This is a genomic window from Dielma fastidiosa (assembly GCF_003475485.1).
Classification (GTDB): Bacteria; Bacillota_I; Bacilli_A; order Erysipelotrichales; family Erysipelotrichaceae; genus Dielma; species Dielma fastidiosa.
The window spans coordinates 661,781-687,358 of record NZ_QRQL01000001.1; the positions used below are offsets into that span (position 1 = coordinate 661,781).

The 25,578-nt window shown below is 40.0% G+C and carries 27 protein-coding genes and 1 pseudogene; 3 read left to right on the plus strand and 25 right to left on the minus strand.

Annotated features, from left to right (window positions below; all coding sequences use genetic code 11):
* Nucleotides 1–266: 266 nt before the first annotated feature.
* From DWZ33_RS03425 to DWZ33_RS03455, 7 genes are all read right to left on the minus strand, one after another.
* Nucleotides 267–1,595, minus strand: a complete 1,329-nt coding sequence (locus tag DWZ33_RS03425; RefSeq protein WP_118453797.1) for a PTS ascorbate transporter subunit IIC — start codon at nucleotides 1,593–1,595, stop codon at nucleotides 267–269.
* An 18-nt stretch (nucleotides 1,596–1,613) separates the two neighbouring features.
* Nucleotides 1,614–1,892, minus strand: a complete 279-nt coding sequence (locus DWZ33_RS03430; RefSeq protein ID WP_022936818.1) for a PTS sugar transporter subunit IIB — start codon at nucleotides 1,890–1,892, stop codon at nucleotides 1,614–1,616.
* Between the two features lie 14 nt (nucleotides 1,893–1,906).
* Nucleotides 1,907–2,641: a sugar isomerase domain-containing protein gene (locus DWZ33_RS03435; protein WP_118453798.1), complete on the minus strand. Its 735-nt coding sequence runs from the start codon at nucleotides 2,639–2,641 to the stop codon at nucleotides 1,907–1,909.
* Nucleotides 2,642–2,653: 12 nt separating this feature from the next.
* On the minus strand, nucleotides 2,654–3,097 hold the full coding sequence (locus DWZ33_RS03440) for a PTS sugar transporter subunit IIA (RefSeq protein ID WP_118453799.1): 444 nt from the start codon (nucleotides 3,095–3,097) through the stop codon (nucleotides 2,654–2,656).
* A gap of 79 nt (nucleotides 3,098–3,176) precedes the next feature.
* Nucleotides 3,177–3,899 carry a GntR family transcriptional regulator gene (locus tag DWZ33_RS03445; RefSeq protein WP_022936815.1) on the minus strand — a complete coding sequence of 241 codons (723 nt, stop codon included), beginning with the start codon at nucleotides 3,897–3,899 and terminating at the stop codon, nucleotides 3,177–3,179.
* Between the two features lie 147 nt (nucleotides 3,900–4,046).
* Nucleotides 4,047–5,051: an isocitrate/isopropylmalate dehydrogenase family protein gene (locus tag DWZ33_RS03450; protein WP_118453800.1), complete on the minus strand. Its 1,005-nt coding sequence runs from the start codon at nucleotides 5,049–5,051 to the stop codon at nucleotides 4,047–4,049.
* A gap of 1 nt (nucleotide 5,052) precedes the next feature.
* On the minus strand, nucleotides 5,053–6,387 hold the full coding sequence (locus DWZ33_RS03455; RefSeq protein WP_118453801.1) for a citrate synthase: 1,335 nt from the start codon (nucleotides 6,385–6,387) through the stop codon (nucleotides 5,053–5,055).
* 111 nt (nucleotides 6,388–6,498) lie between these two features.
* On the opposite strand from DWZ33_RS03455, the gene DWZ33_RS03460 reads away from it, so the two are divergent.
* On the plus strand, nucleotides 6,499–8,406 hold the full coding sequence (locus DWZ33_RS03460) for an aconitate hydratase (protein ID WP_118453802.1): 1,908 nt from the start codon (nucleotides 6,499–6,501) through the stop codon (nucleotides 8,404–8,406).
* A gap of 84 nt (nucleotides 8,407–8,490) precedes the next feature.
* Here the strand turns inward: DWZ33_RS03460 and DWZ33_RS03465 are convergent, their stop codons facing one another.
* From DWZ33_RS03465 to DWZ33_RS03475, 3 genes are read right to left on the minus strand one after another with little or no spacing between them, the layout of a single operon-like run.
* A complete protein-coding gene (locus DWZ33_RS03465; protein WP_118453803.1) occupies nucleotides 8,491–9,267 on the minus strand; it encodes an ABC transporter permease in 777 nt (258 codons plus the stop codon).
* A gap of 1 nt (nucleotide 9,268) precedes the next feature.
* Nucleotides 9,269–10,072 (minus strand): ABC transporter permease, encoded by an 804-nt coding sequence (locus tag DWZ33_RS03470; RefSeq protein WP_022936810.1) that lies wholly within the window; start codon nucleotides 10,070–10,072, stop codon nucleotides 9,269–9,271.
* A 9-nt stretch (nucleotides 10,073–10,081) separates the two neighbouring features.
* A complete protein-coding gene (locus tag DWZ33_RS03475) occupies nucleotides 10,082–11,068 on the minus strand; it encodes an ABC transporter ATP-binding protein (RefSeq protein ID WP_118453804.1) in 987 nt (328 codons plus the stop codon).
* A gap of 342 nt (nucleotides 11,069–11,410) precedes the next feature.
* Here DWZ33_RS03475 and DWZ33_RS03480 point away from each other — a divergent pair, with 342 nt between their 5' ends.
* Nucleotides 11,411–11,821 carry a type II toxin-antitoxin system HicB family antitoxin gene (locus tag DWZ33_RS03480; protein WP_118453805.1) on the plus strand — a complete coding sequence of 137 codons (411 nt, stop codon included), beginning with the start codon at nucleotides 11,411–11,413 and terminating at the stop codon, nucleotides 11,819–11,821.
* 47 nt (nucleotides 11,822–11,868) lie between these two features.
* On the opposite strand, the gene DWZ33_RS03485 is transcribed toward DWZ33_RS03480, so the two are convergent.
* The 13 genes from DWZ33_RS03485 to DWZ33_RS03540 form a co-directional block, all read right to left on the minus strand.
* Complete coding sequence (locus DWZ33_RS03485; protein WP_022936807.1) at nucleotides 11,869–12,672, minus strand: BtpA family protein; 804 nt, start codon at nucleotides 12,670–12,672, stop codon at nucleotides 11,869–11,871.
* Nucleotides 12,673–13,080 carry a PTS sugar transporter subunit IIA gene (locus tag DWZ33_RS03490; RefSeq protein WP_118453806.1) on the minus strand — a complete coding sequence of 136 codons (408 nt, stop codon included), beginning with the start codon at nucleotides 13,078–13,080 and terminating at the stop codon, nucleotides 12,673–12,675. It abuts the gene before it with no gap.
* On the minus strand, nucleotides 13,077–14,546 hold the full coding sequence (locus DWZ33_RS03495) for a serine hydrolase domain-containing protein (protein WP_118453807.1): 1,470 nt from the start codon (nucleotides 14,544–14,546) through the stop codon (nucleotides 13,077–13,079). The genes DWZ33_RS03490 and DWZ33_RS03495 overlap by 4 nt, the downstream gene beginning before the upstream one ends.
* A 51-nt stretch (nucleotides 14,547–14,597) precedes the next feature.
* Nucleotides 14,598–15,413: a PTS system mannose/fructose/sorbose family transporter subunit IID gene (locus tag DWZ33_RS03500; RefSeq protein ID WP_022936804.1), complete on the minus strand. Its 816-nt coding sequence runs from the start codon at nucleotides 15,411–15,413 to the stop codon at nucleotides 14,598–14,600.
* Between the two features lie 11 nt (nucleotides 15,414–15,424).
* A complete protein-coding gene (locus tag DWZ33_RS03505; protein ID WP_022936803.1) occupies nucleotides 15,425–16,174 on the minus strand; it encodes a PTS mannose/fructose/sorbose/N-acetylgalactosamine transporter subunit IIC in 750 nt (249 codons plus the stop codon).
* A gap of 19 nt (nucleotides 16,175–16,193) precedes the next feature.
* On the minus strand, nucleotides 16,194–16,682 hold the full coding sequence (locus tag DWZ33_RS03510) for a PTS sugar transporter subunit IIB (RefSeq protein ID WP_022936802.1): 489 nt from the start codon (nucleotides 16,680–16,682) through the stop codon (nucleotides 16,194–16,196).
* A gap of 11 nt (nucleotides 16,683–16,693) precedes the next feature.
* Nucleotides 16,694–17,452: a DeoR/GlpR family DNA-binding transcription regulator gene (locus DWZ33_RS03515; RefSeq protein WP_118453808.1), complete on the minus strand. Its 759-nt coding sequence runs from the start codon at nucleotides 17,450–17,452 to the stop codon at nucleotides 16,694–16,696.
* Between the two features lie 134 nt (nucleotides 17,453–17,586).
* Nucleotides 17,587–18,309 carry a tryptophan synthase subunit alpha gene (locus DWZ33_RS03520; protein ID WP_182425496.1) on the minus strand — a complete coding sequence of 241 codons (723 nt, stop codon included), beginning with the start codon at nucleotides 18,307–18,309 and terminating at the stop codon, nucleotides 17,587–17,589.
* 197 nt (nucleotides 18,310–18,506) lie between these two features.
* Nucleotides 18,507–19,562, minus strand: coding sequence for a M24 family metallopeptidase (locus DWZ33_RS03525; protein WP_118453810.1), 1,056 nt, complete (start codon nucleotides 19,560–19,562; stop codon nucleotides 18,507–18,509).
* Nucleotides 19,559–20,551 (minus strand): A/G-specific adenine glycosylase, encoded by a 993-nt coding sequence (mutY, locus tag DWZ33_RS03530; protein WP_118453811.1) that lies wholly within the window; start codon nucleotides 20,549–20,551, stop codon nucleotides 19,559–19,561. Before mutY ends, DWZ33_RS03525 begins: the two co-directional genes overlap by 4 nt.
* Before the next feature lie 30 nt (nucleotides 20,552–20,581).
* Nucleotides 20,582–21,766: an NAD(P)-dependent malic enzyme gene (locus tag DWZ33_RS03535; protein WP_118453812.1), complete on the minus strand. Its 1,185-nt coding sequence runs from the start codon at nucleotides 21,764–21,766 to the stop codon at nucleotides 20,582–20,584.
* The gene (locus DWZ33_RS18410) at nucleotides 21,759–21,890 is read right to left on the minus strand and encodes a hypothetical protein (protein WP_276330524.1); all 132 of its coding nucleotides are present in this window, start codon (nucleotides 21,888–21,890) and stop codon (nucleotides 21,759–21,761) included. Before DWZ33_RS18410 ends, DWZ33_RS03535 begins: the two co-directional genes overlap by 8 nt.
* A complete protein-coding gene (locus DWZ33_RS03540) occupies nucleotides 21,883–22,839 on the minus strand; it encodes an Rcat domain-containing protein (protein WP_118453813.1) in 957 nt (318 codons plus the stop codon). Before DWZ33_RS03540 ends, DWZ33_RS18410 begins: the two co-directional genes overlap by 8 nt.
* A 101-nt stretch (nucleotides 22,840–22,940) precedes the next feature.
* Here DWZ33_RS03540 and DWZ33_RS03545 point away from each other — a divergent pair, with 101 nt between their 5' ends.
* Nucleotides 22,941–23,606 carry a gamma-glutamyl-gamma-aminobutyrate hydrolase family protein gene (locus DWZ33_RS03545; RefSeq protein WP_118453814.1) on the plus strand — a complete coding sequence of 222 codons (666 nt, stop codon included), beginning with the start codon at nucleotides 22,941–22,943 and terminating at the stop codon, nucleotides 23,604–23,606.
* A 63-nt stretch (nucleotides 23,607–23,669) separates the two neighbouring features.
* On the opposite strand, the pseudogene nrdD reads toward DWZ33_RS03545, so the two are convergent.
* Nucleotides 23,670–23,774 (minus strand): annotated as a pseudogene (gene nrdD / locus DWZ33_RS18495) (anaerobic ribonucleoside-triphosphate reductase); the annotation flags it as partial.
* Between the two features lie 255 nt (nucleotides 23,775–24,029).
* On the minus strand, nucleotides 24,030–25,433 hold the full coding sequence (locus tag DWZ33_RS03555) for a DNA recombination protein RmuC (RefSeq protein WP_118453815.1): 1,404 nt from the start codon (nucleotides 25,431–25,433) through the stop codon (nucleotides 24,030–24,032).
* Nucleotides 25,434–25,578 lie beyond the last annotated feature (145 nt).

Genomic DNA, 25,578 nt, shown 5'->3' on the forward strand with positions numbered 1-25,578 from the left:
AAAAAAGATCCTACCATTAAAGTTAGCAGGATCTTGAGCCTCATACGAAAAAAACAATGAATTTCAATCCCCTTCATAACCTCTCTGGATTATTTTAAAGGTTCTTTTTAAACCTGATTTAGTATAAATCATGAAAGCCGGTGCTGTCAACGATTATTCACGATTTCTTTTATGTAAGCTATTACAGTTTCTAAATAACCATAAATTTATAAATAATACTTAAATAATAGATAAAGAGGGGTGAATTGCTTCACTCCTCATATTACTTAATGATTTTGCTGTTTTTTGTGGAAGATGCATAAGCCTGCAAAGCCTGCCGCAATGATTGCTATACCGATATACGGCTGTTTCAGAATAGTCATTAATACCATGACATCCAGGCAATCATGACCAACTCCTGCCGCGCCATAAGCCGCGTAGTCAAAAATCGTAAACAGGAAGGCAGAGCCGACGATTAACAAGAAGCCATAAATCAAACCCGCAATGACAGCTCCGCGGCTGCCGCCTTGTGCGTTGCCATAAATACCGGCAACCCCGCCGGTAAAGAACGCGCCGATAATAGATACCAAAGGTACTACGCCAAAGAGGGCAGAACTTACAACCATACCGAGTATCATGCCGATAACCGCTGTTACAAAGCCAATCATTAAGCTGTTTGGCGCAAATGCGAACAATGCGGGAACATCAAGTGCTGGAATAGCACCTGGTACAATTTTATCAGAAATACCCTTAAAGGCCGGTACCAGCTCACCTAAGAACATCCGCACACCTTGCAGCAGAACCATGATGCCGGCAGTGAACCCGAGAGCTTTTAAAATACCATAAATAATATAATTTGTTTCACCGGCATAAGGAGCAACCGCTTCCGGGCCGGCCATAATAACGACTAACAGATAGAATACACCCATAACGATGGATACCGACATAGAAGTATCTTTAAAGAATTCCAGTGATTCAGGTAATTTAATATCTTCTGCATTTTTTGATTTATCACCCAGCAGACCGCCGATATAACCTGCTGGCACAGTACCAAGCGTTGTCAGATGGGCAATCGCAAAATTATCATTGCCGGTAACCTTACGCACCATCGGCTGTCCGATTGCAGGGAAGATAACCATCAGCATTCCCTGCAGAATACTGCCTATCACAACAATCATCGTCTCATTGAAACCGCCGATATACAGACTGCCAGCGACTGCCACAGATAAGATCCACATCATATGGCCAGTCAGGAAGATATATTTTAACGGGCTGAAACGGGCAATTAAGACGTTGACGACAAAGCCGATGCCCATGATCAAGGCGCTTGTAGTAGCAATAATCGGAACTGCGCTTTGCATCGCACCCACTACGGCTTTTGATGAAGTTGCGAAGCCCTGAAGATTGAATACGGCCGAGAATAAATCAACAAACGGCAGAATTTCCGTGACGATCAAACTTGAGCCAGCGGATAAAACCAGCATACCAATGGCTGTTTTTACTGAACCGGAGAATACTTCACCAGCGCTTTTCTTCTGCAGCAGCAAACCAATCAGCGCAACTAATCCAAGGATTATTGCCGGTGTCTGAAAAATATTGAGAATAAAATCTAACATAAGTCAAAACCCCTTTCTTTAATGTTCATGACTGTCAAGATATGCTTTAAGCTTCCCCTTAACCTCTTCAACATCCATAATGTTATTGACATACACAACATTATCTTGATCCGCAAAATGCTTACGGAAGCTTTCCGTGGTTATGATTAAATCACAGGGCTTACCCTTTACGGTTCCCATATCCCAATGTTCAATCTTACACTTAACGCCAAGCTGATTCATGGCAGTATCTGCAGTCATTTTCAAAATCAAGCTTGAACCTACACCTAAACCGCATACTGTAATAATTTTTAACATTTTCTTGCTCCCTTCTATAAGCAATCAATTAAATCATGATAATGCTTAATATGCTCAGCATTGATAGCATCACCCCGATCCAGATTCGAGCTGACATAGGTTGGCGGTACATACCCTTGTTCAGCACATATTTCAATGACCCGCGCCGTTATACAATCCATCACCAGCATACCAAGTATCGTTGACGTACCCGTGAATTTATCAGGCACGTTCGGCATGGAAAGACACGCGTCACCAAGCTCACATTTCAAATCAATTACCACATCCGCGATATCCTTCAGATTCTTGCCTGATGAATGACGGGAACTGACCTGATCAGAAAATGCCTTTGATGTCAGCGCGATAACCTTCATGCCGATTTCCTTAGCGGTAAGTGCCATATCAATGACACCGGCATTGCGGCCGGAGATGGAAACGATAATCATCGTATCGTCACCGCTGACATTTTCCAGCTTCAAATACTCGCCCGCGAAGCCCTCGACCCGCTCCTGAATCGTGCTTAGCTTCGCTTTGGGAAATAACGCGAGATGCGGTATCAGCAAGGCATTTACCGGAACAAGTCCGCCAGCCCGATAAAATACCTCCATGGCAAACATTTGGGAATGACCGCAGCCAAATACATGAATCAGACGTTTTTTCATCACTGAAGCCGCGCCATAACGGGCTGCCTGTTCAATCTGTTCCCTCTCATCATAAAATTGATGCTTCATCTGATCCATTACAATGTCATAGAATTCCTCATGCTTCATTTTTGTTTCCTCCTAGTATTTTTTCAACATTGCCGCAATTTCTGCTTTCGATCCATGATTTCTGATCAAATTGATAAATTCCGTATCCTGAAGCAGTGAAGCAAGACTCATAATCATTGCCATATGTGAATCTGAGTCAACAGCCCCAAAACCGAACGCGCAATCTATCTCTTGATTCTCAAAATCATCAAATACGATTTTATGCTTGAATGTTACCAGTGACAGACATGCCTCCTTTACATCTGAACCTGGCTTGCCATGAAAGAAAGCAACTCCTTCCACCAGAATCATATAGGGACCATATGTCTCAATAACATCAATCATCGTCTGTATAAATGCTTCATTCACCTTGCCCTGATCGACCAGCAATTCACCGCAGAGCTGCACTGCATCCCGCCAATCCTTTGCATCCGCATCTGTCAAAATTAAATCTTCAGTAAGTATATCTTTTATCATAAGTGTCCTCCTATTGATTATGACATCATTACCAGTTACATTATTTTTTTTCTGAGATATCAATCAGACATCTCAGAAATTAAGATACTAATTTAATTGTAAACTCAAACGAATCTCCCTTTGAAACAATCGTAGAATAACAGGCTATTTTATCATTGGAATAGCTGGTACGCTTAACCAGCAGACCATACTGCTTCTTCGGACAGCTCAGCAGTTTGCATTCACGGGTATTTAACTCACATGCCTTAAAGGTTTCTATTGCTTTATTAAATACAATATGATAGTCCTCTTCTAAGGTTTTATATAACCCCCGCTTCGCAAAATCCAAATCAAGCAGGAATTCAAATCCCTGATAAGGAAAATAGGCTTTTTCAACCATGATTGCGACATTCTCGGCACAGCGCAGACGCTCGATATAAATTACATCATCATTTTCATTAATACCAAGATGATAGGCAATCTTCGGTTCAGCTTTGATTTTTTCCCGGGTTACGATCTTGGTTGAGGATATTTTACCCTGCTTTTCCATTTCTTTTGAAAAGCTGTAAACATTTCCTAAATTCTGTACAATACTCTTACCGAGAATAAACGTACCCTTGCCTTGAATTTTTTCTAATTTACCCTGTCTTACCAATTCATCAATTGCTGAACGAACCGTTATTCTTGAAACGTTGTACTGCTTACATAAATCTCTTTCAGAAGGAATCGGCTGTCCTTTTTTTAAAGTACCGTCATTAATCTGTTCCTCAATACTTTCAGCCAACTGACAGTACAAGGGGATTTTGTTATAGTTGCTGTTCATGACTTTCCTCCTAAATTCAGTTTAACTGGTTATGACCAGTTTGTCAACAACTTTTTTGTAAACGATTCCATTAATTTAATGCTGAATGATTCTCATGCTATACGCATTATCAATAAATTGTATAGAAAAAGAGAGCCATTGACTCTCTTATGCTTTTTGAAGTGCTTGAAGGATAGCATCGGTGAATTCACTTGTTGACGCGCTGCCGCCAAGATCCTGAGTTAAAACATCACCCTGAATCAATACGCTGTTGATGGCTGCGCGTACCTTTTCCCCCTCATCATGATAGCCCAGATAATCCAACATCATGCAGGCAGATAATAAGAGTGCGGTTGGATTGGCCAGATTCTTACCGGCAATGTCCGGTGCTGATCCGTGAACAGCTTCAAACATCGCGTATTCATCACCTAAATTTGCGCTTGGCAAGAGGCCCAGCCCGCCGATTAAACCGCTTGCTAAATCTGAAGTGATATCTCCATAAAGATTCGGCATAACCAATACATCAAACTTCTCAGGATGCATGACCATCTGCATGCAGACATTATCAACGATATAGCTGTTTGCCTCTACATCCGGATATTCTTCTTTGATTTCATTAAACACCTTTAGGAACAAACCGTCGCTTAGCTTTAAAATATTAGCCTTATGCACACAGCTGACGCGCTGGCGGTGATGCTCTTTGGCATACTCAAAGGCCGAGCGGATAATTCGCTCACTGCAGCGGCGAGTGATGATTTTAGTTGCATGAACAGTGTTTTCATCAATTTGCTTTTCTACACCGACATATAAATCTTCCGTATTCTCTCTGAAAATAACCATGTCTACATTAGCAAACGGCGTCTTAACATTAGGCAGACTTTTTGCCGGACGAATATTGGCATAAAGATCATATTTCTCACGCAGCTGCACATTACAGCTTCGAAACCCCTTGCCGATCGGGGTTGTTATCGGTGCCTTTAAAATCACCTTGTTGCGTTCAATGGATTCAAAAGCGGCCGCCGGTATCAATGCGCCATGACGCTCATATTCTGCAGCGCCAACCTCAAAAGGTTCAAATTCAAGCGGCAGATTTAATGTGTTAATAATCCTTACTACCTGATCACAGATTTCCGGACCGATGCCGTCACCCTTAAACAATGTTACTTTTTTCATTCTATCGCTCCTCAATTTTAACAAATTTTTTTGTATCCCCAACATATTTTGTTGCCGGCCGGACAATCTTATCACAATAACATTTATCCTCAATATTATGTGCCAGCCAGCCGACGATCCGGGCGGTCACAAACAGCAGACTGACAAGCTCCTGGGGAATATTCAGCATGCTGTAAACAAAGCCGCTGTAAAAATCAATATTGCTGGAAACACTCTTGCCCTTGCGCTCTTTAATACACTGTTTCGCAATTTCTTCAAACCGCTTATAGAAATCAAACTGTTCAATCATCTGTTTTTCTTCAGCAAGCATATAAGCCTTTTCTTTCAAGATTTCAGAACGCGGATCACTCAATGTATAAACAGCATGACCGATACCGTAGATCAAGCCGCTGTGATCAAAGAAATCTTTATCCAGCAGCCGCTCAACAATACCTCTGATTGCGGCATCATCTGCTTGATAGCCAATCTCATCAATGACCGCACTCATCATCTGGCAGACCGCCAAACTGGCACCGCCGTGACGCGGCCCCTTTAATGAACCAATACTGCCGCTGATTGCTGAATAGATATCTGTGCCGGTTGATGAGATAACGACATTGGTAAAGGTTGAGTTATTGCCGCCGCCGTGATCGGTATGCAGGATCAGCATGCAGTCAAGCACCCGCACCTCGGTATCTGTATACTGCATATCACTGCGGATCAGCCGCAGGATGCTTTCTGAAATCGTACAATGCGGATCAATTTGATGGATGATCAGACTTTCATCATCAAAATTATGCCGTTTTGCCTGATAAGAATAAGAAATGATAGCCGGCATTTTGGCAATAATATTTAAGCCTTGAAACAGCGTATTCATCGCCGTTGTATCATCACTGTTTTCATCATAACCATACAGCATTAAAATCGCCTGCTGAACCTTATTCATCAGATTCCTGCCCGGCATCCGTAAGATATTCAGTTCTAAAAAGTCCTTCGGCAGTGCGTAATGACTTTGCAGATAGCTCATGAAAAGCGCTAATTCTGAAGCATTGGGCAGTTTGCCAAAAAGAATCAGAAAAGCGACTTCTTCAAAAGCATGATGCTCACTGAAATCCAAGCCGTCAATCAGATCCTTAATCTCATAACCCCGGTAATATAAACGGCCGATATCATCGACCTTCTCACCGTTAACCCGCTTATAGCCCACAACATCAGCAATCTTTGTCAAACCGACCAATACACCGGTACTATCCTCATTGCGCAGCCCTTTTTTTACTTCATAGGTTTTGTATAAGCCATTTTCAATGGCATTGTCATTGACTGACTGTTTAAATATTTCTGCTAGTTCACGATTCATTTCCACACCACTTTCTTAGTTTTCACATTTCTTTCATTATATTACATTTATAGTTTCAATTCAATACCAATCATGCTATAATGAGTTTTGAAAAAGAGGAGAAATGAGAAGATGAATACAGTAAGTGAAAAAATCATAGCCAGACATCTGGTATCCGGAGAAATGAAAAAAGGTGCCCCAATCACGATTCGCATCGATCAGACACTGACTCAGGATGCTACTGGTACAATGGCTTATCTGCAGCTGGAAAGCATCGGTATTGATCGGGTTAAAACGGAGCTTTCAGTCAGCTATGTTGATCATAACACATTACAGAGCGGTTTTGAAAATGCCGATGATCATCAGTATCTGCAAAGTGTCGCAAATCGTTACGGCATCATATTTTCAAGACCTGGCAACGGTATCTGCCATCAGGTGCATCTTGAACGTTTTGCCAGACCAGGCAAGACGCTGCTGGGTTCGGATTCTCATACACCGACAGCCGGCGGTATGGGTGCCTTAGCCATTGGTGCGGGCGGTTTAGATGTAGCAGCAGCGATGGCCGGCAGACCCTTTGCTTTAACTATGCCTGAAATTATCGGCATCCGCCTCAGCGGTAAGCTTCAGCACGGCGTGGCTGCCAAAGACATCATCTTAAAAGTCCTGCAGCTATTAAGCGTTAAAGGCGGTGTCGGTAAAATTATTGAATACTTTGGTGACGGCGTGCTTACCCTAAGCGTACCGCAGCGGGCTACTATAACGAATATGGGTGCTGAATTAGGCGCTACAACCTCCATCTTTCCAAGTGATGAGCGTACCTTGGAATTTTTGAAGAAACAGCAGCGTGAAGATGAATTTGAAGAAATCAAAGCTGATCAGGATGCATGCTATGATCAAATTATCGAGCTTAATCTTGATGAATTAGAACCGATGATCGCCTTGCCGCACTCACCGGATAATGTGGTTACCGTCGCTTCGGTAGCAGGCCGGCCGATCCAGCAGGTCGCAATCGGCTCTTGTACTAATTCCTCTTATCTTGATTTATGCACTGTAGCCAATATTGTACGCAATAAAACCATCGCGCCAAATGTCAGCTGTTCCCTCTCACCGGGTTCAAAGCAGGTATTAAGCATGCTGGCGGAAAACAATAAGCTGACCGATATTATTAAAAGCGGTATCCGTCTATTAGAAAGCACATGCGGACCATGTATCGGCATGGGTCAATCACCGGCAAGCAATGCCTGGTCACTGAGAACGTTTAACCGTAATTTCTATGGCCGCAGCGGTACTTTGAGCGCCAGTGTCGCTTTGGTATCATGTGAAACCGCCATTGCCAGTGCAATCACGGGTGTTATTACCGATCCGCGCACCATGGATTATGAGCCTGCTTTGGATTTACCTTATTACACAATTGATGACCGCTCACTGATTCAGCCGCAGTGTGATCCAAATGCGGAAATCATCCGCGGGCCAAATATCAAAGCCCTGCCGAAAAATGAAGCGCTGCCCGATCATATCAGTAAAAAAGTTATGATTAAAGTGGGTGACAACATTACTACGGATGACATCATGCCGGCCGGCGCTAAAGTGCTTCCTTACCGCAGCAACATTGAAAAAATCTCTGAATTCTGCTTCATGAATCAAAAAGCAGCCTTCCATGATGACTGTATTAAAGAGCATGGCGGCTTTATCATTGCCGGCAGTAACTATGGACAAGGCTCCAGCCGTGAACATGCCGCATTAGCGCCGATGTATCTTGGCATCAAGGCAGTGATTGCGAAAAGCTTTGCCCGTATTCATCAGGCCAATTTATATAATTTTGGTATTCTGCCATGTCTGTTTAAAAATGAAGCTGACTATGACATGATCGATGAAATGGATGAATTAGAATTTAAAAATCTGCATGCGATTCAAGGTGACACAACACTAGTGGTCATGAACAAAACCAAAGGCCGCAGCTTTATGGTTTACCTGCCATGTACCGCCCAGCAGGCTGAATTCCTTCTAAAAGGCGGCTTGCTGAATACATTAAAAGATTAAAATACTAATTAACTGCCGAAAACGCGGCAGTTTTTTATTTCATAGAAAAGGGCTGAAGCCGTCAGCTTCAACCCTTTCCATCTTTTATGAACCGCATGATTTATAATGCTTAACACCAAATTGCCAAATCAGCACCGCCGGAATCAAAAATAGGCAGGCCAATAACGGCACCCAAATCAAAAACGTTTGATTACTCTCACCCATCAGATATAACAGCGGATAATATTGAATCAGCGCATAAGGGATGATATAGGTGCAGAATTGAAGAATGCGTTTGCCAAAAACAGCAATAGGATATTTCCCAAATTCGACTGCCCCGTTAGTAAACACATTAAAGATTTCCAATCCCTCAATCGTAAAGAAGCAAAAAGCCGCGGTAATGATGAAGATACCAATAAACAAACAGATACCGCCAATCATCATAAAAATCAGCGTCATGATCCTGCCGATACTCCATGCCACATTCGCACCATTTAAGCCTACAGCCATTAGGATAACCGCTTGAATCAGACGGCCGATTCTGGTAAATTCAAAACGGCTGCCCATCACCTGAAGCATTGTATTTTGCGGTCTCAATAGGATGCGGTCAAATTTCCCGCTTTTTACTAACGAGGGAAAGTTATCAAAACCACGGCCCAGACATTCTGCCAATGTGTACTGTAAAAGAACACTTGCCGTACAAAGCATGATCATTTCCATACTGTATCCTTTAATGCTCGTAAAGCGCTGAAGTAAAAATGCCGCGCCTAAGAAAGCACTGAAAGATACTATAAACTGTCCCAGTGCCACTAATAAAAAGGAAAGCTTGTATTCCATCGCTGATTTTAATTCCATCAGAAAATATCGAAAAAATAGTTTCATACTAGCCTCCCTGCACAACAACCCGCTTAAGCACCTGTTTAAGCAGCCATTTCCCTAAAGCTATCAATGCAATCGCCCAGAAAAGCTGAAGCAAAATGACATGGATAGCTTCCATATAGGCTAATTCACCGCCATAAATGCGCAAGGGCAAATCCTGCATCGAAGCAAAGGGTAAAAGCTCCGCAATCCTGCGCAGCGGTTCAGGAAAGAACATCAGCGGTATAACCGCACCCGATAAGAAATCTGCCACTGAAGATATCACTAACGTGATGCCATTGGGAGCCAAGAGGTAGAAGGTAATGGCATAAATCAGCATACAGCAGGCACTGATAATGATTAAAGCGGCTGCCATCGAAATGATAAATAAGCCAAAAAGCTGCCAGTCAGCAGGCAGGCTCATACGGAATCGCCCGGGTATCAGCATGGCAACTAATAAGATTGGAATAGCGCGCAGGCTGCATTTAGAAAGCCGTGAAGCACTGCATTTAGAAAACCACATTTCATATAGGTTAATTGGCCGGCATAGTTCATAGGCAACGCTGCCGTCACGGATTGATTCTAAAATATCACTGTCTAATACCCATAAAGCAAAAAAGGAAAGAAATGCCTGTTTAAGCCAAATATAATCAACCAAAGCCTGAAAATCCATCGGAAAGATTCCGATTCCTTCATCATAGAAAACACTGAAAACAATTAATTCAAGCGTACCCCAAATAAACTGTGTACCAACAGCTGCCCAAGCGGCTGTTTTATATTGCAGAAAATTAATAAAGCGGATTCTGAAGAAAGCAATATATTGTTTCATAGCTCACCTCTAAAGAATCTCAAACTGCCGGTAAAGCATAGCGACAATTTCATCAATACTTTTCTCGGCAATTGAAAACTCTTTAATATCCATCACCGCTGTAAGCTCCTTCATTACCGCCGCGCTGCTTGTAAGCCGGGTATCAATTTCCAATACGGCTGACATCAGCGGCAGCAGATCCTTTGTTTCAATCAGATGGCAATGCTTGGGCACTGTCAGCTCACCCTGATAGAGGATAGTAATTTGTTTCTCATATGCATATTGCCGCTTTAATTCTTCAAGTGTGCCATCATACAGCAGTCTCCCCTTACCAATTAAAAGCACCCGCTGACAAAGCGCTTCAATATCCTGCATATCATGGGTTGTTAGAATGATCGTGGTTTCATTTTGCTGATTCAGTTTTAGGATAAACTCTCTCACAGCCAGCTTAGAAACCGCGTCCAGACCAATCGTCGGCTCATCAAGAAACAGAATAGACGGCGCATGCAGCAAAGAGGCTGCCAGTTCACAGCGCATTCGCTGCCCCAATGAAAGCTGACGGGCAGGTATGTGAAGCAGCTCCTTAAGCTTTAACTGCTCGCTTAACTCATCAAGACGCTGTTTATAAGCTTGCTCATCAATTGAATAAATGTCTTTCAATAAGTTAAAAGAGTCAATAATTGAAACATCCCACCACAGCTGACTTCGCTGACCAAATACAACGCCGATATCCTTAACATAATCCACTCGATCAAGCCATGGCACCTTGCCATTAATTGAAACCGTTCCCTCATCCGGTGTCAGAATACCGCTCATAATCTTGATGGTTGTAGATTTACCGGCACCGTTAGGGCCAATATACGCTACGATTTCCCCTTTCTTAATGTTGAATGAAATATCATCCAGCGCTTTGATAGTCATCGTTTCATGATGAAACAACGACTTAAAAGAAGCCATCATCCCCGATTGCTTCTTCACTACTTTAAATGATTTACTAAGATGCTCCACCTGTATCATGATACTTACCTCCTTCAGTACAGTTAGACCATCAGCGGACATGTCAGATAAATCTGTGTGCAATGATTATCAGCACAGCCATGTCTTGATACTTTGCATTCATATTGCCAGACATGAATGATAATAAGTTGCTTATTATGGAATTTCACTATACTGCTAAACAAGTCCGATGTCAATGATAATTAAAAATATGAAAAAAATCAGTGTAATCATTGTTTAATGCTTTTCTATAAACAAAAATAAAAACACTGACTAGCTCTTTACAATGCGTATAATGCGTATTATAATTATGATATACTAATAATTCATTTATTGAGCCAGTAAAAGAGAAAGGAAAAATGTATGTTAGGAAAATTTTATTATCCGGCTGTTTTTACAATCGCTGATGATGGTATTACCGTTACCTATCCCGATTTTGATTTCATTGTGACTCAAGGCATGAATTTACAGGAGGCTTTTGAGAAAGCGGAGGAAGCATTAGGAATCGGTATTGCTGACTATCTTGAACGTGGTATTATGCCGCCAGCTGCCTCAGATATGTTAAAATATAAAACCGGTGAGAATACATATACCGCACTTATCAGCATCGATATGGATGAATGGACAAAGACTTACAGCACAAAATCTATCAGAAAAAATGTAACGCTTCCCGCATGGCTGAATCAATTAGCCGAAAAGGAGAATATAAACTTTTCATCACTTTTGCAGGAAGCGCTGCTTCAAAAAATGGGACTGTCAAAACGTCATCAATAATAAACAGCAGATGGTTTAAATACCTTCTGCTGTTTATTTTTATTTAATCAATCAGCAAATGCTTGATGTCCCTTGACAATATTCATAAAATTCTTTACTCGTAGTGGATCAATTCCTTGATATACATCACCGTTATATTTTAAAGAGCTGCCGACAATTATACCATCTGCCACTTGTAGAAACTCGTTAACATTTTCTGAATTTACACCGCTGCCTATTAAAATTGGTATATTTCTAATTTTGTCCTTTAAATCCTGTACATCTTCTAGCTTAGGATTCTGACCTGTTATCTTACCAGTAACAATTACTGCATCACTACCCGATTCAATTGCTTCATGGGCGGCATCTTCCATTGTTATTTCGGTCATCGGATATGTATGCTTAACATTAATATCGGAGAAAATCATGCTTTTTGCAGGATATGAGTTTTTCATCCTCATTAGTTTGGGAGCACTGGCAAAACTAATGCCGTGAGTTCCAATTCGATTTTCCACAAAAGATTCAACTCTGATAAAATCCGCCTTGGCTGCATACGCCATCGACCATTCATGTTCGATACAATTAAATTGGATATTTAATCCAAATGGAATTTCAGTCATTTGTCTGATTTTATTTGTTATTGACAACATCACTGAATAAGCTTCTAGGGAAATTGTATTATCATAAGGCACATCCCCAAAATTTTCGATAATAAAGGCATCAACACCACCTTGAATTAATGCCTCAGTATCAGCTATGGCTCGTGCTTCGATTTTATCTAAATCACCATCAAATAAAGGACTTGAAGGTAAAGGCAGCAAGTGAACCATCCCAATTATGGGCTTTTTATTAAATAAATCAATAAATTTCAATTATAACACCTCCAGTAATTCATTAATGAAAATCATCCCTGATTTTGCCTCTTCAATCATATCGTGTAAATTTAATTCACTGATATGAGAGAGAACCTTACGCTTAATTAATAAATCAATTAATAAATTAAAATTAAAGCCAGCAATTAGATAAACATCATCATTCAATAAAGAAATTGAACGATTTATTGGTGTTCCGCCAGCGAGATCACCAAGAATGACAATTCCTGAACCATCATCCAGTTCTTGAATTTTATTTTTGAGCAGTTCATCAAATTGTTCCAAACTTATATTCTCGTTATATACAATTGCATCAAATGCATCAATTGAATTACTGAAAAACATTTCGGCTGAATTTTTAATTCCAACCGAGAAATTACCATGACTTATCAATAAAATACCAATCATACATATCTCCCGTGAACAATTACATGTTCATATTTGGTAAAACATGATAGAGGCTGCCATTCAAAAGCCGCATATTCATAATCAAAATGAATACGAATTATAAAGTGTGTGGCTTCATTATCAAATAAAGCAGTCAGTAAGAGTGTGCCTTCATCTTCCCAAATATATTGTGCAAAGCATACTGGTTCATGATAGTTCAATAATTCATTTTTAGACTTAGCCAGAGAATCATAATAAGGAGGAAACAAATCTACAATATTAGATTTACCCTTTCTCAAACAATTTTGCTGATAGATACAACTATATGTTTTATTCTTTCTCTCAACTTCAAACAAAAGCAAATCATTTTCAAATGTCAGTTTAAATCTAGATACATCATAAATATCATCAGCACTGACTGTCACTTCTTTATTATTGATTATATCTTTCATATAAGAAGTGAAATCATTATTATTAATCGTTACTTTACGAGTACTAAGATAATGATCAAGTTCACATTGACTACCTTCAATATCTCCATCTTGTAATGCTGGTAAAATCGTCTTATTAAATATATCTAGAACTGGCTGAGAACTTGAGCCCCTCGCGTTAATTGCCATCACAAAATTATATTCCGGCATCATTAGGCACATTTGTCCCCATAACCCTGACATTCTAACGCCACCATTCACACAATGCCAGCATTGAAAGCCATAGCCCTGGCGACTCTCATGCTTACTTGGTGCAAACGCAGCAGCATTATCAATTTGTTTAGCTAATTGCATCTGACACCATTCTTCAGACAGAATCCTATGTCCAGCATAAACGCCATGATTCATTAACATATATCCAGTTTTAGCTAAGCCAATAGTAGGAATAAATAAACCTAAGCCACCAATCGTAATTCCCTCTTTATTATCAAAAAAATATGCATTCTCGATACCAAGGGGCATAAATAATTCTCGCTGAAGTCCTGCGGCAATACTTTCACCTTTAACTTTTGTATAAATAGCTGACAATAAATAAGAGGCTAATGAATCATAATGAAACATACTTCCAGGTGTATAAGTAACTGGATTATTCAATAGAGCACTTACCCAACTGCGATCAGCATCTAATATAGGTGTAGTTATTTGTCCCATCGACATTGTTAACACATTTTTAATTGTCATTTCTCTGACTTGTGTATTATGTAAATCTATTTTAACCTCAGGGAAGAAACTAATAACTTTATCCTCTAAACGAATCAAACCTTTATCATATAATAATCCAATAGCAATACCTATAAAAGTCTTAGTTACTGAATTAACTGCATGAGGCCTGGCAGTAGAATAAGGTTCCCACTTAGCATCTAAGATAATCTTGCCATTTTTAATCATTACAATGCCATGCGGTTCAATTATCTCTTCAATGTTTTTTATAAATGTTAATACACTATCCGGAGCTAAATGCTCCTTTAAACAATTACTTTTTTCTAAATTATTCATAGATCCTCCCAGACATCCTTACAGTGCCATATACGCTTATCAGGTTATCATTTACGCAAAGATTCCAAGCATATAACCAATTGCTCCTACAACCATGGTTATTACCATTAATACAATAGGGTTAGCCTTCTTTTTGGTAATTAGATAATACAAGAATAATGTATATGTCATTGGCAGCAAATGCGGAATCATACTATCTAAAGTATTTTGCAGATTCACTACCGATTCTCCGGCATTATATTCTATACCTAGATTTATCGTAACAAATACAGCTGAGAATCCACCCATGATAATGCAGCCTAAGACGGAAGCATAATCTCTTATTTTGTCTATAAGACCCGCTTCTTCAATATTTGCAACTAGTTCAACACCTTTTTCATATCCCTTAAAGATGCCAAACCAATTAATTAATTGACCAATTCCGCCCATGATCAAGAAGAAGAGAATTGAGCCTAGCGGACTAGTATATCCACTTGCTGCTACCAAACTAACTGCGATGCCCGCAAAGATTGGACGTAAAGTACCATGATACAGCGTATCACCAATACCTGCTAAAGGTCCCATCATTGCCGCTTTAATTGCTCCAATTGACTCAACGGGAATGTCACCTTCATTGGCATAACGTTCCTCCATTGCTGCAGTTATGCCAATAACAGTCTTAGCACATTGAGCCTCAGTCAGAAATATTTCCTGATGCCGTAAATAAGCAGCTTTGCGATCTTCCTCGTTACTATAAAGTTTCTCAATAATTGGTATTAATGATAGTGTAAAACCCATAGATTCAAACTTTTCATTATTACACCCAACCGTGAACCATTGACTTGACCAAAACAGCCTCCATAAATCACTTTTTTCTAATTTAGCCATGATTTTTCCTCCTACTTATTACTGGCTGTCTTTTCTTTATACATGTAGATGATTCCTACAACGACAACCGCCAGCATCGTAATACCTAAGTTACCTACACCAAGATAAGCAGAGAATATGAAGCCCAAAAAGAAGAATGGCCAAGCTCTATTAAAGTTAATTGATTTTAATAATAATGCAAGTCCGACAGCACCAATCATACGGCCTCCGCAGTTAATTGCTGCCAGTACTTCCGGAGGTATCATTTCTAATACTTTTACGCAGACATCTGCTCCAAAATATACTGCAATGAATGTTGGTATAACAAATAATACTAAATGATAAAGACCTACAGGAATGATAATACCCCAAAATTTCATTCCTTTTATATCTGCTTTACCTGCAGCCTTTTCAAAATGCTGCATTGCAAAGGTATTCATAAACGTATTCCTAAATGTAAGTAATGCACTGCCCAATATTGCAATTGGCAGCGCTGTAGCGATAGCTACCGTTGCATCCCCTGTTGTAACTGCTAAAGCAGTAGCAATACCAGCCGATAATATTTCATTTGGCGGTACAGCTGAGCCTACCCATACAGTGGCTAAAAACATTAATTCTACGGTTGCACCTACTTCAAGTCCAATCTGCAAATTTCCTAGGCAAATGCCCATCAAAGGACCTAAAACAATTGGACGATATGTCCAGACATGAACCCATTCATAATCCAGCCACACGATGAACATTACCAATGAAGCGATAAGTGCCTGAGTTAATAATGACATAATGACCCCTTTCCTTTCTTTAATATTTCTTATTTATCAGGTCAATAGCATCAATTGGACGTTCATCTGGTACCAATTTAATATATATATAAACGCCTTTTTCGGCTATTGCCTTCAAACAATCAACATCATTCTGTTCAACATGAATATTTTTTAAAAGCATTTTTCTGCCAGTTTGTGACTTAGTCATACTAATATTCCCTAAGTTGATTTCAGAAAGGACTAAACCCAGATTCAACAATTTAAGCATACTCTCTGGATTACGTACAATCAGAAAGATTGGTTCATTTTCATTTTCTTTTATATAATTAATCGTTTCCTCTAAAGAGAGGATTACTAATTTAATTGTCTTGGGAGCTGCCAACCTTAACATTAGCTGAGATGTTTTATCAGTTGACGCAAAATCATCTGCAATCAAAAGGTGTTTTGCCTTAGAGTATTCAATCCATGCATGCACAATCTGTCCGTGAATTAAACGATCATCAATTCTTGCTAATGTTACTGACATATTTTTCCCTCCTATTCAGTAATTATTTCAACTCCTTTGCTTTGAATAACGGCTCTTAAATCGGCCGGTATATCATCAGCAATTAGTTTATCAAAATCTTCAAAATCGGCTACCTGCAATAAAACACTGTTATTCATTTTACTGTGATCAGCCATTAGAATAACTTCATTAGCTGCCTTTAACATAGCTTTTTTTATTTCCACCTCGCGTTTATCACGATTAGAAATACCAAATTCAGCATCTATGGCATCACAGCTAAGGAACAGTTTTTCTACATGTAAATGCTTGTAAAAGTTAACTGCTTCATAACTGGTTAATGTATAAACATCAGGAATAAGCGTTCCGCCAGAAACTGTTAGATCAATGTTTCTTTTCTTTGATAATTCAATAGCTATCTGCAAATCATTTGTAAAAGCTGTTAAATTTTCTGCAGTTATACATTTTGCTAATTCAAGGGTTGTTGATCCAGAGTCTATGATAAGAATATCGCCATCAGAAATATAACGATTTGCCAATTCTGCTATCTTGGCTTTTTCACGCTTAAACTTTTGAAATTTAACATTGGATGGAATCACATCGTTAATTTTATAAGAATTAATCATTACTCCACCATGGGTTTTAACTAATAAATCTTTTTCCTGCAGAATTTTAAGATCTGCTCTAATTGTCACGACCGATGTACTTAACAGCTCACTCAATTCTTTTGTCGATGCCTTTTTATTTTTAGTGACATAATCTACGATAAATTTTAATCTTTCTTCTTGAAACATTTGCTTTCCTCACCTATGACATCCCCTTGCTTTTGTTTTCGTTTTCTTTCTTTTACATACAAATATTAACAAAATATTAGGTTAATGTCAATCCTTTAACTTTCTTTTTATTGTTTTTCCTTATTTTTCCTTTTTTATTTACCTGCATCAATAAATTGTTTAATTGCTAACTGAAGACTATCATCTTCCATAATTCGCATTAGCGTACCGCCAACAAAAAATCCATCAGCACCAGCAGCTTTAATTAATTGAACATCCTCCACAGTTTTTATACCAACACCTGCATAAATAGGCTGCTTTACCCCCACTCTTTTCAAATAAGAGATTATCTTATCCGGCGTATCATAACCTTCAATAACTTTTTGACCCTTAGTAGGAAAAGCTTGCACATAAACAAATCCATCATTATTTAAGCAATTTTTAATTTCAGCTTCAGTAAAATCGTAATGAACTGGTGATGAAAATTTAATACCATTTCCTACCAGATATGCCTTTAACTCTTTATTTGTGTCAATATCAGGACATATAATACAAGCAATTCTGTTTTTAGTATAAAAACTGCATAACTTTTCCAGACCAATTTGATCAATGATGTCCACAAACATTAACAAATTTATTTCAAGATTAGGATGCTTATCCCTAACACATTGAATGCCTGTCATATATTTTTCATAATCATTACAATTTGACAATGCTTTCCTCATGTATTCAGTTATCATCTCACTTTCATCAACAGGATCATACGTCGGGAAACTAATCTCTAAGGATTTGCAGCCAGCTGCAACATAAGTTTCTACAATTTCTATACTTTTTTCAATATTTGGGTAGCCAAAAGGTATATATCCAATAAATTTCATACATCTCATCCTTTCTTATATTTTCTTTTTCTTTCTTTTATTATAGCTTTATACATTTATTAAGTCAACGAACGTCACTAATTGGTTTTAAATTAGCCAAAATTAAGCATAAAAAAATTATGACCTTATAGAATAAACATTTCATAAAGCCATAATTTTTTTGATTCTCATTTATATCATATTCATTAAAAGAACATTTAATCAATCACTTCAATATCATACGGATAGTGATTCAGCACTTCACAGCCATCCTCAGTGACCAGCACCAAATCCTCAATGCGCACACCGCCCACACCAGGCAGATAGATTCCTGGTTCAATTGAGAAACACATGCCCGCTTTAACAATCCGCTCATTGCTGCCGCTCACATCATAGGGTTCATGCACACTCATACCGATACCATGACCAAGGCGATGGATAAAGTATTCGCCATAACCGCCATCACGGATTACACGGCGCGCTGCCTCATCGATATCACAGAATCTGACACCCGGTTTCACCGCTTGCTTCGCAGCCATGTTTGCCTGAAGTACAAGGTCATACACTTCCTTCATTGTATTTTCTTTAATGAAGAAAGTCCTTGTCATATCTGAACAGTATCCCTGATACTTACAGCCCATATCGATGACGATGCTTTCACCTGCCTGCAATACCTTATCCCCCGGCATACAATGCGGATCAGCACAATTTTCCTTAAATGCGACAATCGTTTCAAAACTCTCATCACCGCCGCTGATTTCGACAAACAAATCATGAATTTGAGCGGCTACCTCTGCCTCACTCACGCCTACCCTCAATAGTTTTCTGACTTCATGCATTACCTGATCATTCAGCTGTGATGCCTTACGCATTTTTTCTTGTTCATCCGGATTTTTTATTGCCCGCAAATCTGAAATAATATCTGTTTCATCACTGATTGCAAGCTCAGGGCGGATTTTCATCAAACGCAGTAAGAATGCACTCGGCCACTCACCATCAACACCAACATGACCTGAATCAAGCAAATCGGCAACCACCTTAACGCCGTCATCACAGTCATTATAATTTACCAGTTCAACACCATTGATAGGATCGATTGGAAACAGCTCATTCAGCACTAAAACTGCCCGATCCGGCTTAACAACCAATACCAGCAACCGCTCACCGCATTCAAAGCGGCGGTTAATTAAATAATCAATTTGTTTGGGTGAAGCAACAATCAGTTGATTTAAACCAAGATTTCGCATTGCTTCCTGAAGCTTATTTAAGTTCATAGATATTTCCTCCTGTATTGATCAATGATTTTGCGATGCGCGGTCACAATTGAAAGATTGTCTAATTGCTCCAAACTGACATATTCCCAGCCTGGCTTTAATTCAATTTGTGAAGCATCTGCAAGATATACATCCATATGCCAAATCCGATGTGAAAAGACATGTTTTTTCTTCATCAGATGTTTAAGATGCTCAGTTTTTAACTCTGTAAACTGCGGCAGCCGCATAAAGCCTTCCATCAAACCATCCTGCCAATCACGGCACAGCAGCAGCTGATTTTCTTTAGGTACAATTAGAGTGATTAAATCAACCTCTGCAGGTGCCTTTTTGGCTTTCTTAACAGGAAATTCAGCCTGTCTGCCAGCTGCATACGCTTGGCATTTCGCTTTTAGCGGACACTGTTCACACTTCCATGCCAGCGGTGTACAGATTAATGCGCCTAGCTCCATCAAACCCTGTGTAAAGTCAGAAGGATTACTGTCAGCCATTAAATCATACACAAGATCATAGACCTTTTTATGTGTTTTCTGCGAACTGATATCATCGGCCATCAGCAGCAATCTTGAAATTACTCTTAACACATTGCCGTCGACAGCTGGCGCCCGCATTTTAAAAGCAATTGAAGCGATTGCACCCGCTGTATAATTGCCGATTCCCGGTATTGCTCGCAGCTGCTCAAGATTTGCAGGCAGCTGACCCTGATAATCACGCACAACCATTTGTGCGCCTTCGTGCAGCTTGCGGGCACGATTGTAATAACCAAGCCCCTCCCAGCTTTTTAACACCTTTTCAATCGGTGCTGATGCCAATGCCTCAATTGTGGGATAGTCTTTCATCCACCGTTCATAATAGGCCAGCATCGTATCAATCCGCGTCTGCTGGGCCATGATTTCACTAACCCAAATCGCATATGGATCACCGCTTTCCCTGAAAATCAGCTTACGGTGATACTGACGATACCAGCCTGTCAATTCATCTTTAATTTCCATAAATTCTCCATTCTTAAAAGAAAAGCAGATTTACTCTGCTTTTTGGGCAACGCCGCTTGCCAATGCAACCTCTGCTACCTTAGCTGCTACCATATCGGCAACTCTAGGATCAAAGGCAGAAGGAATAACATAATTTTCATTCAGTTCTTCATCACTGATCAAAGAGGCAATACCTCTGGCCGCCGCCATTTTCATTTCCTCTGTAATCTTAGTCGCCCGCACCGATAAAGCTCCCTTAAATAAACCTGGGAAAGCTAATACATTATTTACCTGATTAGGGAAATCACTGCGGCCTGTACCAACAACACGGGCACCGCCAGCCAATGCTTCTTCAACTGTTATTTCAGGTTCAGGATTCGCCATCGCAAAAATGATCGGATCACGTTTCATGCCGGCAACCATTTCTTTATTCAGCAATTTTGGCGCACTGACACCCACAAAAACATCAGCCTCTTTTAAAGCTTCCGCCATACTCAGCCGTTTATTCTCTGAATTTGTGATTTCACACAGCTCTTGGGTTAAGAAATCATATTTCTCCTTATCCGCTTTTAATACAATGCCATTAATATTAAAACCATAGATTTCCTTCACGCCAAAATCTTTCAGCATATGAATGATGGAAGAACCTGCCGCACCGGTGCCGCTCACAACAACCGTAATATCTTCAGCCTTTTTATTAACAACCTTTAAGGCATTGATCAAAGCCGCAGTCACGCAGATCGCCGTTCCATGCTGATCATCATGAAAAACCGGTATATTTAATTCCTTTTTTAATGTTCTCTCAATTTCAACACAGCGAGGGGCTGAAATATCCTCAAGATTAAAACCGCCGAAAGCTGGTGCCAATGCCTTACAGATGGCAATAATCTCTTTAGGATCTTTTGTATCGAGACAGATTGGTACCGCGTTGACATCCGCAAACCGTTTAAATAATACACATTTGCCTTCCATTACCGGTAAAGCCGCTTCCGGCCCGATATCTCCCAAGCCTAATACCGCCGTACCGTCTGTAATAACCGCTACCGTTTTACCCTTACCGGTATATTTATAAACGTTCTTTAAATCCTGATGAATTTCTCGGCATGGCTGGGCAACTCCCGGTGTATAGGCCAAAGTCAGATCTTCTGCATTATTGACTTCACAGACAACCTTAGTTTCAATCTTTCCCTGCCACTGCGCATGTTTCTTTAATGCTTCTTCATATACATTACTCATAATTGTTCTCCTTCTTATCAAAATTTAACCATTTATCCATAACTAACGCCTCAGCCTCGCAAAGTGTCAGCGCGCTTTGATCTAAACTGACATCAAAGCTGTTAGCCGGCGTATACTTAACCATTTTTTTTATGCAGCTTATTTTCATTCAGAATAAAAACAATGAACTGAATGAAGGATGATATACCTAAAATAACCGCATAAATCAATAAACGCTCCTGAAATATTGTCAGTGAAAACAGCGTTGAATCATTGATAATCAGCATACCAATCAGCATTGCCGCAAAATAAGTCGGATAAAGCAGCACTAACAAAAGCAAAGAAAAGCCATAAAACTTCTTTTCATTATTGGCATAACTGATTAAAGGAATTAATGCAAGACAATATGTATAAGGCACAAGTGCCGCAATGATCAAAGTGAAGTACGATGCTTTGCCAGCCACAAAGCCCCAAGTAAACAACACTGCCGAAAGCAGCCATATGCCTATCAGCACACCCCATTTAAGAGCTGGCAGCTGCTCACGCTTCTTTTGTATCTTGGCAGCCTTTTTCAGCTCTAAAGAACGCAGTTCATTTTCCTTCGCATTTATTTCAGCAGCCTGCTGCTGCTTCAGTGATGCAATCTTCGCAAGCTGTTCATCATATAGGGCTTTATTTTTCATCAGATAGCGATTTAAAATGAAACTCAGCCATGCCGCTTCCGGTTGATTTTTAGTCTGCTTCAATATGGTCTGCATCATCTTTTGATAAGGCTCTTCAAAAGGCGCAAAACTGATTTCAAACCCATCGCTGATACATAGCATCTCTCCGAAATAAGCATAAATAAACGCTTTATCCCGTTTATCAACAGAACTGAAAAGCGGCTCTGCTTTCTTCAGATTGCCATCAAAATAATAAGCATATCCCTCACGCAGCGGATGCTTTTCATCGAGTGCCAACCGCTTGAAAAACTCATCATCAAACAAACTGCTTACAATATCATTGGCAGTTAACTCATAATGACAATGGGTACAGCCTCCCGCTTCATCAAGCTGAATCAGCGCATTGCATTTTGGGCATTGAATCTCTTTCATAAAACGCCTCATTTCCAATTTCTTCGAGGTTATTATAACATAGTTAAAAGCTTTTATCCTCTTATAATTTATGATAAAATACAAATATCTGAGGTGAACAAATGAAAACAAAAATTGCTGTGGCGGTACGCTGCATGAAAGACAAGGATTATACCTATCATTACGCGAATACTGATTATTTATATATGCTGGATAAGATTGATGCCCTTGGCGTTCCCATCTTTCCGTTAATGGATGCCAAACAAGCCGCTTTAACATGTGATGGCTTATTGCTGCCTGGCGGTGCTGATTTAAACCCCGCGCTCTATCATCAGCTGCCTGATCCTACTGTGACGGATTATTTTGATGAAATTGACGCACTTGACTTAAACCTTATTCAAGCGTTTATGCAGCAGCACAAACCAATATTAGGAATCTGCCGGGGCCTGCAAGTATTAAATGTAGCTTTTGGCGGTACACTGATTCAAGACATTCCCAACCACAGCCAAAAGGCAGACCGTCATGTATTAACTCATGAAGTTAAGATCGTTAAGGACAGTCAGCTAGCCTCAATCTTTAATGAAAGCACACAGGTCAATTCTTTGCATCATCAGGTGATTGATCGATTGGGTGATGGCTTAAAAGCCGTTGCTTTCAGCAGCGAGGGCTACATTGAAGCTATTGAAGCCGATAATATTTTAGCTGTTCAGTGGCATCCTGAAGCATTAACGCATGAGCCGGATCAGCTGAAGCTGTTTAAGTGCTTTATTAAGCAATGCCAAAAATAATAACGGAATATAAAAATGCGCACATCAAGTCCTAATCGCTGATCTGCGCATTTTTCTTTTCCCTTAAATTGTATGCTTAACGCGGTCGTGCTCCTCCGCTGCTTTGGCATCATTAAAGCGATCCAGCGTGCCTACCAAATAACCGGTAATGCGGCGAATCTTTTCAAAAGGCACGGGTGCAATTTTATATTCGATACCGACATCCTCACCATCAAATTCAAGATTCATTGATTCAATGACATGACCGGGATTCTTCTTTCTGGCCCATTCAATGTAATTGCGGCAATCCTGATCACTCATTTCCTCATTGGCGCTAATCTGCACACCATTAATTAATTTATTAAATACCATATCGCATTTCTCCTTTTTCCTTACCTTAAGTATAAGCTATCTAAGCATTGCTTGCATTCACAATGCTCATTTTTATTCTTCACTTTCCTCGGCAAAAACCATTGTATTCTCAATCATCTGCGCTGAAGCCGATTCATCCAGCGAAGTCACTGAACTGAGTCGTTTTTGAATTTGACGCGTGCGTACACCTACCAATTTATCAAGCTCCTTCTGTGCCAGATCAAGCTTGCTTTGAGTATTCGACAGAACATCACCAAATTTTTCAAATTCTGTCTTAACGGCTCCCAGTACATCCCAAACCTCACTGGAACGCTTTTGGATAGCCAGTGTTTTAAAGCCCATCTGCAATGAATTTAATAAGGCCGCCATCGTTGTAGGTCCGGCAATGTTGATTTTATAGTCACGCTGCAGCACTTCAATCAGCCCACGGCGCACAACCTCCGCATACAAGCCCTCAAATGGCAGGAACATGATTGCAAAATCCGTTGTATTCGGGGCATCAATATACTTATCTCGGATATCCTTAGCATTCTGTTTAATCGCTGTATCCAACAGCTTCCCCGCCGCATTAATCTGTTCCTTATCGCCGGTATCATAAGCATCCAGCAGCTTTACATAAGGTTCACTTGGAAACTTTGAATCGATTGGCAGATAAACAAAGCGATCATTATCAGCAGGCATTTTTATCGCAAACTCAACAACATTCTTGCTGCCCTTTTTGGTCGCGACATTTTCTTCAAATTGTTCAGGCGCCAAGATTTCTTTCAAAATGGCTCCCAATTGAATCTCACCTAAAATACCACGGGTTTTCACATTGCCAAGCACTTTTTTCAAATCACCGACACCGGCAGCCAGCGTCTGCATCTCACCAAGTCCCTTATAAACCTGTTCCAAACGCTCAGACACAAGCTGAAATGATTTAGAAATACGCTTTTCAAGCGTATCCTGCAGCTTTTCATCAACCGTAACCCGCATTTCTTCCAAACGCTTGCCGTTGTCAGCCTGCATTTCCGTAATTTTCTGTTCCAGTGTTGTACGCATCTGTTCCATCTTATCTTCATTTTGACGGGTCAGTACATTCACCTTTTCCTCAAGCTGGCTGCTCGTTTCAAACAGCTGACGGCGTACCATCTCATTGTTGGCAGTATTTAATTCATTGACCTTCAGCATCCGCTCATCCATCTGCTTAATCAGCGTATTGATATTGGCCGCTAAAACATCCTGACGAGAACTCATTGATTGATTCAGCTCCTGAAGCCGCATATTCTGAAGCTCCATAAAGGTTTTCTGTGAATCAGACAAAACCGTTGACAGGCTGCTTACCTGATTCTGCGTTGATGCGCTCAGCTCCTGCTTCATCAGCTTCAGCTCCGCCATCATCGCCGCATTTTTTTTATTATCACCAAGATGCAGCACAAACAGCAAAACAGCCAGCACTGCAATCCCAATCAAACATATATAAAGTAATAATTCCATAGAATCCCTCCAGTGCTTCTATTTTAACATACTTGCTGATTCATACGATCAAAGAAAGCATTTTAATTCATATTCTAACATGCATAATGGGTGGTTAGTAAAACAAAAAGGAGCCGTTTCAGCTCCCATATCATTCAATTATTCG

Coding starts and splice junctions, on each gene's coding strand:
- DWZ33_RS03425 (WP_118453797.1), bottom strand. CDS start 1,595: ATGTTAGATTTTATTCTCAATATTTTTCAGACACCGGCAATAATCCTT.
- DWZ33_RS03430 (WP_022936818.1), bottom strand. CDS start 1,892: ATGTTAAAAATTATTACAGTATGCGGTTTAGGTGTAGGTTCAAGCTTG.
- DWZ33_RS03435 (WP_118453798.1), bottom strand. CDS start 2,641: ATGAAGCATGAGGAATTCTATGACATTGTAATGGATCAGATGAAGCAT.
- DWZ33_RS03440 (WP_118453799.1), bottom strand. CDS start 3,097: ATGATAAAAGATATACTTACTGAAGATTTAATTTTGACAGATGCGGAT.
- DWZ33_RS03445 (WP_022936815.1), bottom strand. CDS start 3,899: ATGAACAGCAACTATAACAAAATCCCCTTGTACTGTCAGTTGGCTGAA.
- DWZ33_RS03450 (WP_118453800.1), bottom strand. CDS start 5,051: ATGAAAAAAGTAACATTGTTTAAGGGTGACGGCATCGGTCCGGAAATC.
- DWZ33_RS03455 (WP_118453801.1), bottom strand. CDS start 6,387: ATGAATCGTGAACTAGCAGAAATATTTAAACAGTCAGTCAATGACAAT.
- DWZ33_RS03460 (WP_118453802.1), top strand. CDS start 6,499: ATGAATACAGTAAGTGAAAAAATCATAGCCAGACATCTGGTATCCGGA.
- DWZ33_RS03465 (WP_118453803.1), bottom strand. CDS start 9,267: ATGAAACTATTTTTTCGATATTTTCTGATGGAATTAAAATCAGCGATG.
- DWZ33_RS03470 (WP_022936810.1), bottom strand. CDS start 10,072: ATGAAACAATATATTGCTTTCTTCAGAATCCGCTTTATTAATTTTCTG.
- DWZ33_RS03475 (WP_118453804.1), bottom strand. CDS start 11,068: ATGATACAGGTGGAGCATCTTAGTAAATCATTTAAAGTAGTGAAGAAG.
- DWZ33_RS03480 (WP_118453805.1), top strand. CDS start 11,411: ATGTTAGGAAAATTTTATTATCCGGCTGTTTTTACAATCGCTGATGAT.
- DWZ33_RS03490 (WP_118453806.1), bottom strand. CDS start 13,080: ATGATTGGTATTTTATTGATAAGTCATGGTAATTTCTCGGTTGGAATT.
- DWZ33_RS03495 (WP_118453807.1), bottom strand. CDS start 14,546: ATGAATAATTTAGAAAAAAGTAATTGTTTAAAGGAGCATTTAGCTCCG.
- DWZ33_RS03500 (WP_022936804.1), bottom strand. CDS start 15,413: ATGGCTAAATTAGAAAAAAGTGATTTATGGAGGCTGTTTTGGTCAAGT.
- DWZ33_RS03505 (WP_022936803.1), bottom strand. CDS start 16,174: ATGTCATTATTAACTCAGGCACTTATCGCTTCATTGGTAATGTTCATC.
- DWZ33_RS03510 (WP_022936802.1), bottom strand. CDS start 16,682: ATGTCAGTAACATTAGCAAGAATTGATGATCGTTTAATTCACGGACAG.
- DWZ33_RS03515 (WP_118453808.1), bottom strand. CDS start 17,452: ATGTTTCAAGAAGAAAGATTAAAATTTATCGTAGATTATGTCACTAAA.
- DWZ33_RS03520 (WP_182425496.1), bottom strand. CDS start 18,309: ATGAAATTTATTGGATATATACCTTTTGGCTACCCAAATATTGAAAAA.
- DWZ33_RS03525 (WP_118453810.1), bottom strand. CDS start 19,562: ATGAACTTAAATAAGCTTCAGGAAGCAATGCGAAATCTTGGTTTAAAT.
- mutY (WP_118453811.1), bottom strand. CDS start 20,551: ATGGAAATTAAAGATGAATTGACAGGCTGGTATCGTCAGTATCACCGT.
- DWZ33_RS03535 (WP_118453812.1), bottom strand. CDS start 21,766: ATGAGTAATGTATATGAAGAAGCATTAAAGAAACATGCGCAGTGGCAG.
- DWZ33_RS18410 (WP_276330524.1), bottom strand. CDS start 21,890: ATGGTTAAGTATACGCCGGCTAACAGCTTTGATGTCAGTTTAGATCAA.
- DWZ33_RS03540 (WP_118453813.1), bottom strand. CDS start 22,839: ATGAAAGAGATTCAATGCCCAAAATGCAATGCGCTGATTCAGCTTGAT.
- DWZ33_RS03545 (WP_118453814.1), top strand. CDS start 22,941: ATGAAAACAAAAATTGCTGTGGCGGTACGCTGCATGAAAGACAAGGAT.
- DWZ33_RS03555 (WP_118453815.1), bottom strand. CDS start 25,433: ATGGAATTATTACTTTATATATGTTTGATTGGGATTGCAGTGCTGGCT.